Raw genomic sequence first — 14,826 nt, 5'->3', positions numbered from 1 at the left:
AAAAATTGTGAAAATTTAACTACATAATCCTATTCTAATTCTGTATAATTAAATTATTAAAGGAAAGAAAAGAAAAAGCGGTAAATAGAATCCTTATTTCAAATATTTAGCCAAGTCTGTAACAAAAATAAAATTGTGTGAATTTTTATTCACTTTAAAATAACACTTGTCTCAATCAACCTTAACAGGGGGGATCGATCATTTTGAGCTCTGATACACTAGTTGGAACGTTATCAAGTGATTTATTTGAGAAACAACTTTCGGAGGAAATTCGTTATTGCATTTTATTAAATGGAAAAATTATTGACTGCAATTATTACGGTCACCTACTTATAGAAGAATATGGTGATATATTATTCGATCACGTGTTAGAATATGATCAAAAATCATTATATTCATTTATAAAAGAAATATCTGGAACACACAAAGTGGTTGAAAGGGTTTTTAGGCAGCGTATAAAGGGAGAAATTCACAAGGTCCGTTATCGGGGAATACTTGATATGCATAATCACATTCTTATCAGTGGTTATATTGAGAAGACGGCAGAAATGACACGGTACACATTTCCTGATATCATGAAAACCATTTTTAATAAGTTACAATTCATGTTTATTTTTATCGATCACGATAACCAAGTCCTCTTCAGGAGTGATCAATTCATTCACATTGTTAAAACTTACGAGAAAGAAAACAAATGTAAGCATCCATTTGAAGAAGTCATACGAAATATGGCACTTATCATGAGACTCAATAAAAACAATATTGAACGATATCATTATTTGGAAGATAAATTATATCACATATATGGCATTTATCATCAAGAAGTCAATCAAATTAGTTTTACCTTTAATGAAATTGAAAAAACGGATGAGTTTGAAAAGCTTATTCAGTATAAGCAACAGATGGAATCGGTTTCTCAGTTAGCGGCTGGATTTGCACACGAACTTCGTAATCCATTATCTGTTATACGTGGTTTTATTCAGTTATCAACTCTAACGAATAGTATGGATAAATATTATCGAACCATCCTATCCGAAATTGATCGAATGAATACCATATTAGACGATTTTTTATCTTTATCACGTAAATCAACGAAGAAAAAAGGGTCTATTCCACAAAACATAATTAAATCTGTTATGCCCTTAATCCATTCCGAATGCTTACTTAGAAATATTTTGTTGAAATGTGACATTGAACCATCCACAAGAGAAATTAATTTAGAAGAATCCATGATTAAGCAAGTTTTATTAAATATTTTAAGAAACTCAGTAGAGGCTTTTGAAGAGGAACAAGAAAATAAAACCTTTATTGTCGAAGGAAAAACAAGTGAAAATGCCTATACACTGATCATCTCTGATAATGGACCTGGAATGGAACCATCCGTCTTAGACCAATTAGGAAAACCATTCTTTACAACAAAAGCTAATGGAACGGGTATTGGACTTCCTATGTGTAAAAAAATTATTAAAGATCACCATGGCACATTTAACATCAATAGCAATTTGGGGGAAGGAACAGAGATTGTCATTAAACTTCCTTTTGTTTAGGCTTTTTTTTTTGACCCAGAAACACTATTTTTGATTTATTCGCATAAAGAGATGTCAAATGGTCAAAATCACCATTGATATTTAACATAACCTTTGTTAAAAAAATTATTAGAAATCCACATGGTTCTTAGAATCTAGACGCATGGAATTATTTGCATAAATGAAAAACAACATAACGCGCAAACTAATTTTGATCCTAAAAAGAAAGTGAGGGGTCAACATTGGATCATAAATCAAAGAAAAAAGCTCAAGGTCACAAGGATAAGTATAACGAAGAAATTGCTTCAGAATCAGCGATCGATCGTAAACAATTAGTTCATGCACCTGAAGAGCAGTCCTCCAAGGGTCGAGGTATGGGATGGTTTGGGATAATTCTATCCTTAATCGCACTATTCTTTTTACCTGTAATTATGGGAGCTGCTGGTGTTATCGTCGGCTTTGTTGCTTATCGTGATGGAGCAAAAACACTTGGTGTTTGGGCCATTGTCATTGGTCTAATTGCCATTACAGTACGTTTCTTTGCACCTCTGTTTTAACAAAAAAGGCATTTCGTCGTTTAGACGAGATGCCTTTTTGATTCTGTTTAAAAAATGTTACTCGAAAACCAACTAATTTGACGATTTTGTGAATTTTGATACACTTAAAATGATAGTTATTTGATTTAAGAAGGGTGAGGAAGAAATGGATATTTTTGAAGCGATAAAAACACGTCGATCAATTGGTAAGGTAAAACAAGATGTTATTCCATCAAAAGAACACATTGAACAGATTCTAGATTCAGCAAGATGGGCTCCTAATCATTTTAAAACCGAGCCTTGGAGATTTACGGTTTTAACAGGGAATGGACGAAATAAATTAGGTGATGTATACGGTAAAATAAATATATCAAATTTACCTGAGAATGCGACAGAAGAAGTTAAAACAAGTGCTTATGAGAAAGGTGTGTCCAAGGCACTTCGCGCTCCTGTTGTGATTGTTATTCATGTGGAACCAAGCGGTAAGGAAAAAGTGAAAGAAATTGAAGAAATAGAAGCTACTGCGTGTGCTGTACAAAACATGTTACTTACAACTCACGCATTAGGTCTTGGTGCTGTATGGCGTTCAGGTGATCCAGCCTATACGGATATGATGAATCAGGCTTTTGATGTGGAAAAACCAGGTCAAGTACTTGGATACTTATATGTTGGTTATCCTCTTGATGATATGAAAAAATCACAACCAGATCGAAAATCAATTGATGAAATTGCAAAATGGATAACGGAATAATAAATATAATAAAAGCAGCCTATTCTTTGATAAGCTGCTTTTTGTTTCAATAAATTATTGATTAACTTTTTCTTTTTCTGATTTATCATCAGCTTTTTTCTCTGCATATTCTTGTGCAATTTTATCTATTTCTACTTTCAATTCTTCGACCATAACATCTTCAGGTACTTTACGAATGATCTCACCGTGCCTAAACAATAACCCTTCACCATTTCCACCAGCTATGCCTATATCTGCTTCTCTGGCTTCACCAGGTCCATTAACAGCACAACCCAATACAGCTACTTTAATCGGCACTTTAATGGTTGAAATATATTCTTCAACTTCATTGGCAATTTTAATTAAATTAATTTGAATTCGTCCACATGTTGGACATGATATGAGTGTTGCCGCATTAGATGCAAGACCGAAAGATTTCAGAAGTTCACGACAAACTTTAACTTCGTCTACTGGATCTGTTGATAAAGAGATACGAAGTGTGTTTCCTATACCTTCATGTAATAAGACACCTAAGCCTGCAGCACTTTTTATTGAACCTGAGAATTTAGTTCCTGACTCTGTGATTCCCAAATGCAAGGGATAATCAAAAGCGCGTGCCGCCTTTTCATAGGCTTCAATAGCAAGATTGATATCAGAGGCTTTCATAGAGACGATAATGTCATGAAAATCAAGGTCTTCAAGAATTTTGATATGGTGTAGGGCGCTTTCTAGCATTCCATCAGCCGTAGGATAGCCATATTTATCGAGAATATGTTTTTCCAGTGATCCGGCATTCACACCAATTCGTATCGGTATCCCTTTCGCTTTTGCCGCATTCACGACAGCTTCAACGTTTTCGCGTTTTCCAATATTACCAGGGTTAATCCTTATTTTATCGGCTCCACCTTCGATCGCTTTAAGAGCCAATTTGTAATTAAAATGTATATCAACAACAAGGGGAATGTTGATGCGTTTTTTAATTTCTGGGATAGCTTCGGCTGCTCGATTATCAGGGCAAGCAACACGTACCATCTGACAACCGGCTTCTTCCAATCGGTGAATTTCCGCAACAGTGGCTTCTACATCGTGTGTTTTCGTTGTTGTCATACTTTGTATAATTAACTCGTTAGAACCTCCAATCGTGAGATTACCAACTTTGACTTTTCGAGTGCGTGTTCGATGGGTTATTTCTGGCATTTACCCGACGCTCCTTTTATTAAATAAATGTTATAACTTTGTTATTATAACATGAGTTTACCAAGAAGCGTTTTGTGTTTGCAAGTTTACTGTTTTTGAGCTTACTTGTAGATTGGAAAATTATATTGCTGGCCTGGTTTTAATTTTGTAGGCGAAACATCAGGGTTTAACTTCTTGAAATCTTGAATGACCCTTTCAATAGAGGGTATCGTCGTAGGATTTAAATTCTCTGAAATCGATAACAATGTATCACCAGGCGATACTTGGACGGTTTTGTATATCAGTTTTTGTTCTTTGACGGATTCATTTGCAGAAGATTGTTGTGACTGAGCTTCTGCAGTCGATGTTGGCGTAGATAATGTACCGGATGTTAAGTCAGTATAGCTTGTCCATATTAAAAGGATGATAAATCCAATAAAAGTTAATTGTTTCACAGAACTCCCGCCCATCTTACATATTTTTTGATTTTTTTACCGATCATCTGATTTATTTCAGTTATAAATAATAAGGTTATAGTCATAGATATGCTTGGTTAGTATTAAATATTCCTATTTAACATGAAAATATAACAATAAAATAATGCGTGTCAGTCTCTGAACCTCTCATGACTAAAGTCACGAGTGTTCTCGGCTATTTCATAAAATTCTTAAGGTATTAATAAATCACTATGACGGTTCAAAATAGGACATTAGATTATTGGGACTAATTTTTTTCATGAGATAAGAAAAGGGAACTTTATGATTGGTTGGACGTAAAATAATATAGAAGGAAGGAGAGGAGAAGTTTGGAGGCACTTATATCCCCAGAATTAGGTTTTATTGTTATATTTCTTGCTGCACTTTTTCTATTTGGTGAATTTCTTGTCAGGGCAAAGGGTCTTTTTGGCATCATAGGTTGTCTTTTATTTGTTTATTACTTTGCTTATCATCTAACGAATCAAACTTCAACATATGTTGTGGGCTTATTAATTGTTGGCCTCATATTAATTATTATAGATGGAAAACTCCTTGTGAATGGATCAGTAGCTGCACTAGGTTTGCTTTTAATGATCATTAGCTGTGCTCTTCCAGCCCCTACTTTCTTTTACGGCACATTGGTATCCATTGCTTTTATTATTGGTGTCAGTTGTTCATTTTTCTTTCTGAAATATATGCCAAGAAGAATATATTGGTCTAAACTATTGCTTAAAGATCAATTGTCAACTGAAAAAGGGTATAATTCCATTAATGAATCTTATCAATTTTTAGTAGGGAAAGAAGGCATTGCTACGACTTCGTTTCGACCGGTCGGCACAATTAAAATAGAGGGTCAATTATACAGTGCCGTCACAAATGGTGTATGGATTGAATCTGAATCAAAGATTAAAGTGATTAGTGTAGATGGAACAAAGATATTAATTGAAAAAATATAAAGAAAGGCTGAAACGTAGGATTAATTTCCGTTTCAGCTTTTTACACTTTAAATAAAAATTCAAGGTATAAAGTATGAGAGGGCTTGGGCATCTGTCTACGCCTTTTAGGCTGGCCAATCGGCAAGTTTTCTTTACACTTTAAGGGATAAAAAATTCAAGGTATAAAGTATGAGAGGGCTTGGGCATCTGTCTACGCCTTTTAGGCTGGCTAATCGGCAAGTTTTCTTTAGGGATTTTGGAGATGTAATATAAAAAAAGGTAGCGAGGGGACAAGTTCTTTATTATAATAGTAGAGGAAGTGGCAAAAAGGCTAAGTTATCTAAAAAAAATTTAAAAAAGGTATTGTCAAAGTTCAATATTCATGATATATTTATTCCTGTCGTTAAGACAACAGTTAAGACAACAACTTATAGCAAAGTTAAAAAAGTTGTTGACACTAAGAAATACATATGTTACAATAATCAATGTCGTTGAATTATTCCACAGTAGCTCAGTGGTAGAGCAATCGGCTGTTAACCGATCGGTCGTAGGTTCGAATCCTACCTGTGGAGCCAATATGGCGGTGTAGCTCAGCTGGCTAGAGCGTACGGTTCATACCCGTGAGGTCGGGGGTTCGATCCCCTCCGCCGCTACCATATTATATAAAATGACCTTGGCGATTGTGGCGAAGGGGTTAACGCACCGGATTGTGGTTCCGGCATACATGGGTTCGATTCCCATCAGTCGCCCCATGGACCCTTAGCTCAGTTGGTTAGAGCAGACGGCTCATAACCGTCCGGTCGTAGGTTCGAGTCCTACAGGGTCCACCATGTTATTTTATATTTATCTGGAGGAATACCCAAGTTTGGCTGAAGGGATCGGTCTTGAAAACCGACAGGGGCTTAACCGCTCGCGGGGGTTCGAATCCCTCTTCCTCCTCCATAATATTAAAATGAATACAATGAGAATGAAATGGTTATAATGTAGTTGTAACCGTGTTTTTATTTAAAAAAGTTTTTATATTACTGCTTATCATAGAGTGCAGGGTGGAGCAACGAGCATCACATCTTCGAATAAGCTACGAGCTGTCCCGTAAGCACGAAGTGGTAGGGACAACGTTTTTAAAAGTAAAAACATTTAGTAGATCTAGAATTAAATATTATTACTATCGCGGGGTGGAGCAACGAGCATCACATCCTCGAATAAGCTACGAGTTGTCACGAAGGCAAAGCCGTAGTGACAGTCATTAAACATCAAACAGATTTATTAATTAAATACTTTATACTATCGCGGGGTGGAGCAGTCTGGTAGCTCGTCGGGCTCATAACCCGAAGGTCGTAGGTTCAAATCCTGCCCCCGCAACCAACTATTATAAAAAACCGAAGCCAATTTAAGGGCTTTTTTTTATTTTATATAAGAATTATTCCTTCCTAATAGCTATGATTTGATATCTCGATTTGAATTTGTTATTGTAACAATATGGACAAAAGTTCAAAAAATAGTCTAACATATATTGGAGGAGATTTAAAATGGCAAAATATACGTTACCAGAACTACCTTATGCTTATGATGCCCTAGAGCCATATATCGATGAAGAAACGATGCGTATTCATCACGATAAGCACCATGCTACATACGTTAATAACCTGAATGCCGCTCTTGAAGGTGGTTATGAAGACCTTTCTAGCAAAACGGTTGATGAACTAGTCAGTAATTTAGATGTTGTACCTGATAAAATTCGTACAGCAGTGAGAAATAATGGAGGCGGTCATTCAAACCATACTTTCTTCTGGAAAATTTTATCAAAAAATGGTGGAGGTAACCCAACAGGTCCAATCGCTGAAGCGATAAGCGAAACTTTTGGCGACTTTGAGTCCTTTAAAGATTTGTTTTCAAAAGCAGCTGCAGGTCGTTTTGGCTCGGGTTGGGCATGGCTTGTTGTAAGCAATGGCGCGTTAGAAGTTGTAAGCACACCAAATCAAGACACACCATTATCTATTGGTAAAACACCTGTTCTAGGACTCGATGTTTGGGAACATGCTTACTACCTTAAATATCAAAACAAACGCCCAGAATACATTAATGCCTTTTTTAATGTTATTAATTGGGACGAGGTTAACAACCGCTATCTAAAGGCTAAACAATCAAAATAATCAATAATGACGAAAAAAGCTCACATTTATGTGGGCTTTTTTAATGGATTAAAGACCCCAAACTCATTTTAATTTGCATATCTCACTCTGTTTTAGACACAATAGAGCATAGAATGCAAAAGTTACTGGAGGTCTTATTAGCATGAAGAAACGACAGCATGGCAGTAATCAAGTGCCAAGAGATCTCTTATTACTCCTTGTAATTGTAGGTCTGTATTTTTTAAGTATTTCTCTATCGAATACATTTGTGAATATTTATATGTGGAAACAATCGAAAAGTTTTATTAATATCGGTTTGTATAATTTGATGATTGTTATTTTCCAGCCTTTGATGTTTTTAGTTGGTGGACAACTTGCAAAGAAGGTTGATCGGATTATTGTCCTTCGTTTAGGAATTATTTCGCTCGGGTGTTTTTTTATCACTGTTTTATTACTAGGTTCAAAGGCGAGCTCAATGACCCTCCTATTAGGATCGATCATTGGTATGGGGTTCGGTTTCTTTTGGCTTGCTTTTAATGTATTAACGTTTGAAGTAACAAATCCAAGCACACGAGATTTTTTTAATGGATATTCTGGCTTGTTGTCCTCTTTTTCCGGCATCATTTGTCCGTTTTCAGCTGGATGGATAATATCTAAAATGTCAGATTCCATAGGTTATAAAATTGTCTTTGCGATTTCACTGCTGTTATTTGGATTGGCTATTTTTGTAAGCTTTTTCTTGAAAAAAAGGCCAGCGAGCGGGGTACTTGCTTTTCGTACGATTCTAAATGAGCGAAAGAATAATAAGTACTGGAGAGCCGTTTTAAGAGCCTCCGTTTCACAAGGCCTACGTGATGGTGTCTATCTGTTTATTGTTGTTATCTGGATTTATTCAACAACAAACAGTGAATTTGCCTTAGGTACATTTGGACTAGTTGAATCCTCGATTATGTCGGTTGGTTATTTTTTGGCTACAAAAGTGTTGAAACCGAAATATCGCAAGAGAATGATTTTAATAGGAAGTCTATTAATGTATATGGGCATTTTGCTTATTGTATTTAATCTTAACTTCCGTAATTTAATGATATATGCCGTATTTGCATCTTCTGCTTATCCACTCTTACTTGTTCCTTTTCTTTCAATGACTTATGATGTGATTGGGAAAGGCTGGAAAGCGGGAGATTATCGAATTGAATATATTGTCGTTAAGGAATTATTTTATAATTCCGGTCGAATTTGTTCAATCACCGTATTTCTTATTTGTATGAAGATATTCGGTTCCTCGATGTTTATTACGCGCGTGATTATATTACTAGCAGCATTGGGTTATGTGGGAATTTATTTTTTTGTTAGAAAAATACCGATCCCAATTACCTCTATGAAGTCAGTGTCTATGCCCAATCCTCAAAAAGGGAAAGTGAATTAATCTAAATGTCCTCCATTTTTTATTAAAAATAAAGATATTTGTCATTCTAAGGTTTACAGATACTTAATACCCCATTAAAATAGAATATATGAAGTTCAAAGACACCAATCATTGTGACGTTTGGTGTCTCTTTTCTTTTGAGCATCTCGTGATTTAAAGAAAAATGGTCATTGATCTTAATTATACACGTCTTATTAGTCTAATTTTAAACGAATAGTGTAAGAGTTGTAATGATATTGGAGGATATTTGCATGAATAAAGATATAAAGAAAAAGAAACGAAATTCAATCCCTTTTCGTTTAAATGCTTTATTTTTAGCCGTTTTTTTAGCTTTTTCGGTATTAGTTTTACGCCTTGGAGTTGTTCAAGTCATTGATGGAGAGGATTATGCCAAAGCCGCTAATGCCAAAAAGAAACAAACAACACAGCTTGCATCACCGAGAGGCATAATAACGGATTCCACAGGAAAAGTATTAGTAGGGAATAAAGCAGAACTTGCCATTGCTTTTATAAGAAAGCCAAATATGCAATCAGATCAGATCTTATCGATAGCGAAGAAGCTCTCTAAGATCATTTTTGTAGATGAAAAAAGAGTCACTTTTCGTGATAAAGCCGATTATTATTTACTTACGCGTTTTAAGAAGCTTGATACCGCGTATAAAAAGTATCTTAAACCTTCGGAAATAAAACAGTATAGTGATAGTACCGATCCAAAAAAACAAGCGATTGCTTATAATTTAATGGCCAAACGGGTCACTGTAGATGATGTGAAATCGATTAAACCAGAAGAAATGAAAGTACTTGCTATAAAACACGAATTAGATCAAGCTCAAGAATTAACGCCTCATATCGTTGCCAAAGGATTGACTGAAAAACAAATGGCAACGATTGGTGAACACTTAGACGAATTCGATGGAACGATTGAAACAACGGTGGATTCAACAAGAACCTATCCAAACGGTTATGCTTTCTATCTTGGACAGGTCAAAGATATTCCAGAAGAAAAAATAGATGGCTTTGAGGCTAAAGGTTATAATCGAAATGATAAAGTTGGTGTGAGTTATCTCGAAAGTCAATATGAAAGCTATTTGAGGGGACTCCCAACAACCCTCACATTCCCGATGAAAAATAACAAACTCGTAGGTGCCCCTAAGCGCGAAGAAGGATCACGGGGTGATGATTTACAATTAACGATCAATATGGATCTGCAGAAAAAAGTCAACAGTATTGTTCGTAATCAGCTCGGAAAAGACGGGGCAAGAAATGAAGCTTACGCTGTTGTTATGAATCCAAAAACAGGGGCGATCCTTGCTCTTGGTGGTGCCAAAAGAGATGGAAGTGGGAAAATTGTCGATGCGTCTAGTGGAACGGTAGGCTCACAATTCCAAATGGGATCAGCAGTAAAGGGTGCTACTGTATTAACCGGATACCAGCATAACGCTGTACCATCAAGTATCTACGATATGCCTATAAAAATAAAGGGGACAAATCCATTTAGATCATGGACAACTAGCATTGGTACTATCGATGCAGAACATGCTCTAATGAAATCGTCTAACGTCTTTATGGGTACCATTGCAGGTAACATGGCTGGATTTCGGATAACGCCTGCTGGTGGACAATATTCAGCTAGAGTACCAGCTGTAACAGAACCAAGGTTCCGTAAAGCCGTTGAGGATTTGAGGCAAGGCTATAGTGAATTTGGATTAGGTACAAGAACAGGTATCGATATACCACAGTCTCAGGAAGCTACAGGGTATTCAGGTGGAATGCCGGATAACTCTGGGGTTATTATGTATTTTTCAATTGGACAATTTGATACGTATACTCCACTTCAATTAGGTCAATATGTATCAACAATCGCGAATGGAGGGTACCGGGTAGCTCCACATTTCTTGCAAAGTGTTCATGAACCATCACAAGATGGAAGCAAATTAGGAAATACCATTTATTCTTATAAAACGAAGGTATTAAATACGATTCCAAATACAAAAGATCAATTCGATACGGTTCAACATGGTTTTTATTTAGTTACTCAACCTGGCGGAACAGCAAGTATGCTTGGACTTGGTTCAAATGCTAAATATAAGATCGCAGCTAAAACGGGTACTGCCCAAGTAAATACCAATACTGGCCTTGAGAATTTAACGCTAGCATCCTATGCACCGTATAATAATCCAGAAGTCGCTGTTGCCGTTGTCGTACCGAATGTTTACTCAGGACATCCTAACTCGGCTATTGCATTAAAAATATATCAAGCCTATGATGACATTTATCATTATACAAATAAGTAAAGAGACATATTTTGTCTCTTTTTTTTATGCAAAAAAAAATGACTGATTCGGAGAAGACTCCTTTATCAGTCATTTTATTAACCGCATTAACAGGCATTAAGCCCCCACCTAAACGAGCATTTATAGGTGGGGAATAACGGCCAGTAAAGCTCGATTGGTTCAGGCTAACAATTTGTGGGGGGGTGACGCAGGCTAAAAACCAGGCGTCCTGTCGCAATGCCTGCACTAGCACATCCTGTGCGTCGAAAAATCCCCACTGATTGTACTTTATTATTTCACACGATTTTTCGTAATAACTTGTGCGATTTTAGGTATTGACATGTCGCTATTAACATTAAACTTACCGAGTTGAATATAATTCTCACGATTGTTTGTGTGGAAATACTTATTAAATTCTTCAGTACTTTTAATTATTTTTGCATCGTGTAATTTCTCGGCAATTTCACCTGGGACCATACCAGAAGTAATGTTGAGAGTTAATTTATTAACTTCCTTCTTGGGAGGATTATCTTTACTATTGTCATTGTTATTACTTTGTGTTTTCTCTTGATTCTTAGATTGAAGATCTTTTTGCCATTTAGCATAGTCTTCTTGACTAACGGCAATTTGATTATTTTTAGTTAAATAATTTGCTACCGCTTCTTCCGTTACCTTACCATTTGTTGTTTCATTTGTCTTTGGCGTAACTTCATGATCGCCAAAGATAAAATAGTAAAAAAAGGAAAAAACAGCACAAGCAATCAATATACCAGCAGAGAAACCACGCATTCCATTCTTAGTCATCTAAAGTTCACCTTTCTTACTTATCTTTGTTGCTAATCAGAACTTCCTCTTCAAGGATACGAAGTTTCTTTTTTACTTTATATAATTCTTGCATCATAGTAATTGAATTTCCTTCAATTTGGGTCTCCAATTCTTTAATACTATCTTCTTTAAAATAGGAGAGGCCAAGGACAATCAAACCAACAATGACAAGAATTAAGATGATGTAAATCATATTTTTCCTCCTAACTCTCTCTGAGTTATTTGTTTAACCCAAGTCTATTTATACCATACCACATGGAACCGAGAAAGAGTTTCGACGAAAATGAAAGAAATTTGTAAAATTCCATCAGAAATCATTTGCCATGTTTTTTTAGAGGTGGCAAGGTTTTCGGCTAGTAGCAAATATAATAATTAAGAAGACAGGCTTTTCTATTAATCTAGTATATCAAATAATTTCATGCTATGATGTATATAGACTTGAATTACTTCATCTTTTCTGATATTATATAAAAGTATTTTTATGCATGGATAATTGAATTGAAAGTAATGGAGGGATAAACGATGCGTGTACAAGTCATCCTTGAATGTACTGAAACAGGCGATCGTAATTATATTACGACAAAAAATAAACGTACGAATCCTGAACGTATTGAACTTAAGAAATATTGCCCACGTTTAAGAAAACATACGTTACATCGTGAAACAAAATAATTACACTTAAAAGGACCGTAAATATCTATTGATATACGGTCTTTTTTCACTTTAAGAAAGCATAAAAATTAAGGTATATAGTATAAGTGTGGGCTTTAGACGTATTTGCACCTTTACCATGAGAAGAACTTGATATAATGATTATAAGTAAGGCTGGTGACCTCTATATTGACAAATATTAAACAAATAAAGAAACAAATACGAGAAGAAGTATTACATAAATTACAGAACATGGATCATGAGGATTTTATACAAAAAAACAAGCAAATATATGAACACGTATTGACTTTTGATCTTTGGCAAAAATCAGAAACCATCGGAATTACACTATCTAGAGGTAGAGAAATCATGACAAGACCGATTATCGATAAAGCTTGGCAACTAGGAAAAAGGATAGCAGTGCCAAAATGTTATCCAGAGGAAAAAGAAATGAGATTTTACTTTCTCGATGATTATGAACAATTAGAGTTGTCCTATTTTAACTTATACGAGCCTAAACTATCTGAAGTCACACAAGTACAAACAGATGAAATTGATATAATGATCGTTCCCGGCGTCGCTTATTCACCGTCAGGTTATCGAATCGGATTTGGCGGAGGATATTATGACCGTTATTTGAAACATTATCATGGTGAAAAGATCTCTTTGCTATTGGATGAACAAAAAATAGATCAAGTGCCGATAGAGGAACATGATATTCCGGTTAACTGGCTCATAACACCCGATCAAATCATGAAGACAACCAGTTAGATAAATAAGCATAGATCGCTATTTCATGGACACACTAAGGTTAATTAATCCTAGAAAAGAGTGTTCAAAATGAGAAAAATGATATCACAATTACTGTTTTTATTATTGATTAATTGGTTATTTCAATATAAAAAAAACAATCTAACTTCATTGATCATCGCTTTAATCGGAGCGAAATTAATAGTAAAAAAACCAATTTATGACATGATGAAACGGTGGCTTTTACAAAATATCGTTGTATTTTTGGAAAAAGCCAATCATAAATTAACTTCAATTCTTATTCGCTAATGAATTTGTTGTTTTAAAATAACCAGTTGTTTTTTTGCTGTTTCCAAGAGGATATATAGATGAGTCGATTGTTTACTAAGTAAAACAATAGGCATACGACTACCAGTTGATTTTTCAATGTGGTGCTCACTGATTTTTATTCCATTAAATACATTTTTATAAAGTCCTTCCCATAATTGACTTATCACTTTATATGTTTTTTCTTTAGTAAGTCCTGGTAAGGGTACAGATTGATATTTAACAAGCTCTGATAGTGGAATGATATAATAAGAAGATGGATTAATCTTATATTCATCTTCTGCTTTCGTAATCATTTTTAGACGCTCTCGATTGAGACTTGTATTTAAGGCATCCAGGAATACTTTCTCAGATGGCGTTTCAGGTTTGCGAAAAGAAATAAAATAGTTGTTTAAAGGCATCAGTGATAAATCGTCATGAGATAGGAGGTCCCTTCCTAATATGACTTGGTTTTGACGGTTTTCAGAATGATGAAAACTAATGGCTACATATTTTCCTTGGATAAGGGGATCATAAGCGATTTGCTTAATTGAACTTACATTTTGCTCATATCGATTGAGTACGTTAATTAAATGGTCATTGCGATATAGTAAACTAATGTCTTGTCTAAATGAAACAGGTTTGTTTGTTTGTGATCGACTGAGGAGTTGCAATTGGTTTTTATCCTTGACTGTTTCAATCGTGAGTGAAGTTTCTACTCGTTTGTAAAGGATTGTTCTATCCATTGGAAAGTACATAATCGTCCGCATATTTTTAGAAGAATTATGGATTAAATATAAGGTTACGGCAATTGAAATAGACAAAATGAATATAATGATATACATAATTTTTTTTTTAGTCATCATGTCTACCTCCAGACAAACTTTTTCCTTTACAACTTTATGACGTTTTTAAAAATAATATGTACAAATTCTCTTTAAGACCTTCCTAATTGGCAAGGTTTTCTTTATAATTTATATGGTTAATAGAGGTTGTTCAAAAAGTCACCAAATGATAAGCTACGAATCTCGGTCGCCCGCTTGTTTTTCCGGTCCTCATGTAGCAAAAACCTACATTCCGGTCC

General features: G+C 35.2%; 14 protein-coding genes and 6 tRNA genes. 15 read left to right on the top strand and 5 right to left on the bottom strand.

Going from position 1 to position 14,826, the window contains the following annotated elements; genetic code table 11:
* Positions 1 to 203 precede the first annotated feature (203 nt).
* The 3 genes from FG390_RS04975 to FG390_RS04965 all read left to right on the top strand — a co-directional run bounded on the left by FG390_RS04975 (position 204) and on the right by FG390_RS04965 (position 2,813).
* Positions 204 to 1,547, top strand: a complete 1,344-nt coding sequence (locus FG390_RS04975) for a two-component system sensor histidine kinase NtrB (RefSeq protein ID WP_141189943.1) — start codon at positions 204 to 206, stop codon at positions 1,545 to 1,547.
* Between the two features lie 221 nt (positions 1,548 to 1,768).
* The gene (locus FG390_RS04970; RefSeq protein WP_141189942.1) at positions 1,769 to 2,083 is read left to right on the top strand and encodes a hypothetical protein; all 315 of its coding nucleotides are present in this window, start codon (positions 1,769 to 1,771) and stop codon (positions 2,081 to 2,083) included.
* Positions 2,084 to 2,228: 145 nt separating this feature from the next.
* Positions 2,229 to 2,813 (top strand): nitroreductase family protein, encoded by a 585-nt coding sequence (locus FG390_RS04965; protein WP_141189941.1) that lies wholly within the window; start codon positions 2,229 to 2,231, stop codon positions 2,811 to 2,813.
* Positions 2,814 to 2,867: 54 nt separating this feature from the next.
* On the opposite strand, the gene ispG is transcribed toward FG390_RS04965, so the two are convergent.
* Both ispG and yqfZ read right to left on the bottom strand, forming a co-directional pair.
* On the bottom strand, positions 2,868 to 3,989 hold the full coding sequence (gene ispG / locus FG390_RS04960; RefSeq protein ID WP_141189940.1) for a flavodoxin-dependent (E)-4-hydroxy-3-methylbut-2-enyl-diphosphate synthase: 1,122 nt from the start codon (positions 3,987 to 3,989) through the stop codon (positions 2,868 to 2,870).
* A 101-nt stretch (positions 3,990 to 4,090) separates the two neighbouring features.
* The gene (gene yqfZ, locus FG390_RS04955; RefSeq protein WP_141189939.1) at positions 4,091 to 4,423 is read right to left on the bottom strand and encodes a protein YqfZ; all 333 of its coding nucleotides are present in this window, start codon (positions 4,421 to 4,423) and stop codon (positions 4,091 to 4,093) included.
* A gap of 350 nt (positions 4,424 to 4,773) precedes the next feature.
* Here yqfZ and FG390_RS04950 point away from each other — a divergent pair, with 350 nt between their 5' ends.
* The 10 genes from FG390_RS04950 (at position 4,774) to FG390_RS04905 (ending at position 11,231) form a co-directional block, all read left to right on the top strand.
* Positions 4,774 to 5,400: an NfeD family protein gene (locus FG390_RS04950; RefSeq protein WP_141189938.1), complete on the top strand. Its 627-nt coding sequence runs from the start codon at positions 4,774 to 4,776 to the stop codon at positions 5,398 to 5,400.
* Between the two features lie 479 nt (positions 5,401 to 5,879).
* A tRNA-Asn gene (locus FG390_RS04945) sits at positions 5,880 to 5,954 on the top strand.
* Between the two features lie 4 nt (positions 5,955 to 5,958).
* Positions 5,959 to 6,035 (top strand) — tRNA-Met (locus FG390_RS04940).
* 20 nt (positions 6,036 to 6,055) lie between these two features.
* Positions 6,056 to 6,131 (top strand) — tRNA-His (locus tag FG390_RS04935).
* Between the two features lies 1 nt (position 6,132).
* Positions 6,133 to 6,209, top strand: a tRNA-Ile gene (locus FG390_RS04930).
* Between the two features lie 19 nt (positions 6,210 to 6,228).
* Positions 6,229 to 6,321: transfer RNA gene (locus FG390_RS04925), tRNA-Ser, on the top strand.
* A 346-nt stretch (positions 6,322 to 6,667) separates the two neighbouring features.
* A tRNA-Met gene (locus FG390_RS04920) sits at positions 6,668 to 6,744 on the top strand.
* A 164-nt stretch (positions 6,745 to 6,908) separates the two neighbouring features.
* The gene (locus FG390_RS04915) at positions 6,909 to 7,532 is read left to right on the top strand and encodes a superoxide dismutase (RefSeq protein WP_141189937.1); all 624 of its coding nucleotides are present in this window, start codon (positions 6,909 to 6,911) and stop codon (positions 7,530 to 7,532) included.
* Between the two features lie 142 nt (positions 7,533 to 7,674).
* Positions 7,675 to 8,937, top strand: a complete 1,263-nt coding sequence (locus FG390_RS04910) for an MFS transporter (RefSeq protein ID WP_141189936.1) — start codon at positions 7,675 to 7,677, stop codon at positions 8,935 to 8,937.
* 251 nt (positions 8,938 to 9,188) lie between these two features.
* Positions 9,189 to 11,231, top strand: a complete 2,043-nt coding sequence (locus FG390_RS04905) for a penicillin-binding transpeptidase domain-containing protein (RefSeq protein WP_141189935.1) — start codon at positions 9,189 to 9,191, stop codon at positions 11,229 to 11,231.
* 270 nt (positions 11,232 to 11,501) lie between these two features.
* Here FG390_RS04905 and FG390_RS04900 read toward each other — a convergent pair whose 3' ends face one another.
* Positions 11,502 to 12,014 carry an endolytic transglycosylase MltG gene (locus FG390_RS04900; protein WP_141189934.1) on the bottom strand — a complete coding sequence of 171 codons (513 nt, stop codon included), beginning with the start codon at positions 12,012 to 12,014 and terminating at the stop codon, positions 11,502 to 11,504.
* A gap of 16 nt (positions 12,015 to 12,030) precedes the next feature.
* Complete coding sequence (locus FG390_RS04895; RefSeq protein WP_141189933.1) at positions 12,031 to 12,228, bottom strand: hypothetical protein; 198 nt, start codon at positions 12,226 to 12,228, stop codon at positions 12,031 to 12,033.
* A 329-nt stretch (positions 12,229 to 12,557) separates the two neighbouring features.
* On the opposite strand from FG390_RS04895, the gene rpmG reads away from it, so the two are divergent.
* Positions 12,558 to 12,707: a 50S ribosomal protein L33 gene (gene rpmG / locus FG390_RS04890; protein ID WP_141189932.1), complete on the top strand. Its 150-nt coding sequence runs from the start codon at positions 12,558 to 12,560 to the stop codon at positions 12,705 to 12,707.
* Between the two features lie 168 nt (positions 12,708 to 12,875).
* Positions 12,876 to 13,457 (top strand): 5-formyltetrahydrofolate cyclo-ligase, encoded by a 582-nt coding sequence (locus FG390_RS04885; protein WP_141189931.1) that lies wholly within the window; start codon positions 12,876 to 12,878, stop codon positions 13,455 to 13,457.
* A gap of 284 nt (positions 13,458 to 13,741) precedes the next feature.
* On the opposite strand, the gene FG390_RS04880 is transcribed toward FG390_RS04885, so the two are convergent.
* A complete protein-coding gene (locus FG390_RS04880) occupies positions 13,742 to 14,608 on the bottom strand; it encodes a hypothetical protein (RefSeq protein WP_141189930.1) in 867 nt (288 codons plus the stop codon).
* Between the last annotated feature and the right edge of the window lie 218 nt (positions 14,609 to 14,826).

This window comes from Terrilactibacillus laevilacticus (genome assembly GCF_006517395.1).
Lineage (GTDB): Bacteria > Bacillota > Bacilli > Bacillales > Sporolactobacillaceae > Terrilactibacillus > Terrilactibacillus laevilacticus.
Note: the sequence above shows the minus strand (reverse complement) of the source record. Positions and strands in the feature narration are given on the sequence as shown.

Bases quoted from the DNA above. Each gene is read 5' to 3' on its own strand.
- FG390_RS04880 (WP_141189930.1), bottom strand. From the start codon at position 14,608: ATGATGACTAAAAAAAAAATTATGTATATCATTATATTCATTTTGTCT.
- FG390_RS04895 (WP_141189933.1), bottom strand. From the start codon at position 12,228: ATGATTTACATCATCTTAATTCTTGTCATTGTTGGTTTGATTGTCCTT.
- FG390_RS04910 (WP_141189936.1), top strand. From the start codon at position 7,675: ATGAAGAAACGACAGCATGGCAGTAATCAAGTGCCAAGAGATCTCTTA.
- rpmG (WP_141189932.1), top strand. From the start codon at position 12,558: ATGCGTGTACAAGTCATCCTTGAATGTACTGAAACAGGCGATCGTAAT.
- FG390_RS04900 (WP_141189934.1), bottom strand. From the start codon at position 12,014: ATGACTAAGAATGGAATGCGTGGTTTCTCTGCTGGTATATTGATTGCT.
- FG390_RS04965 (WP_141189941.1), top strand. From the start codon at position 2,229: ATGGATATTTTTGAAGCGATAAAAACACGTCGATCAATTGGTAAGGTA.
- ispG (WP_141189940.1), bottom strand. From the start codon at position 3,989: ATGCCAGAAATAACCCATCGAACACGCACTCGAAAAGTCAAAGTTGGT.
- FG390_RS04915 (WP_141189937.1), top strand. From the start codon at position 6,909: ATGGCAAAATATACGTTACCAGAACTACCTTATGCTTATGATGCCCTA.
- FG390_RS04905 (WP_141189935.1), top strand. From the start codon at position 9,189: ATGAATAAAGATATAAAGAAAAAGAAACGAAATTCAATCCCTTTTCGT.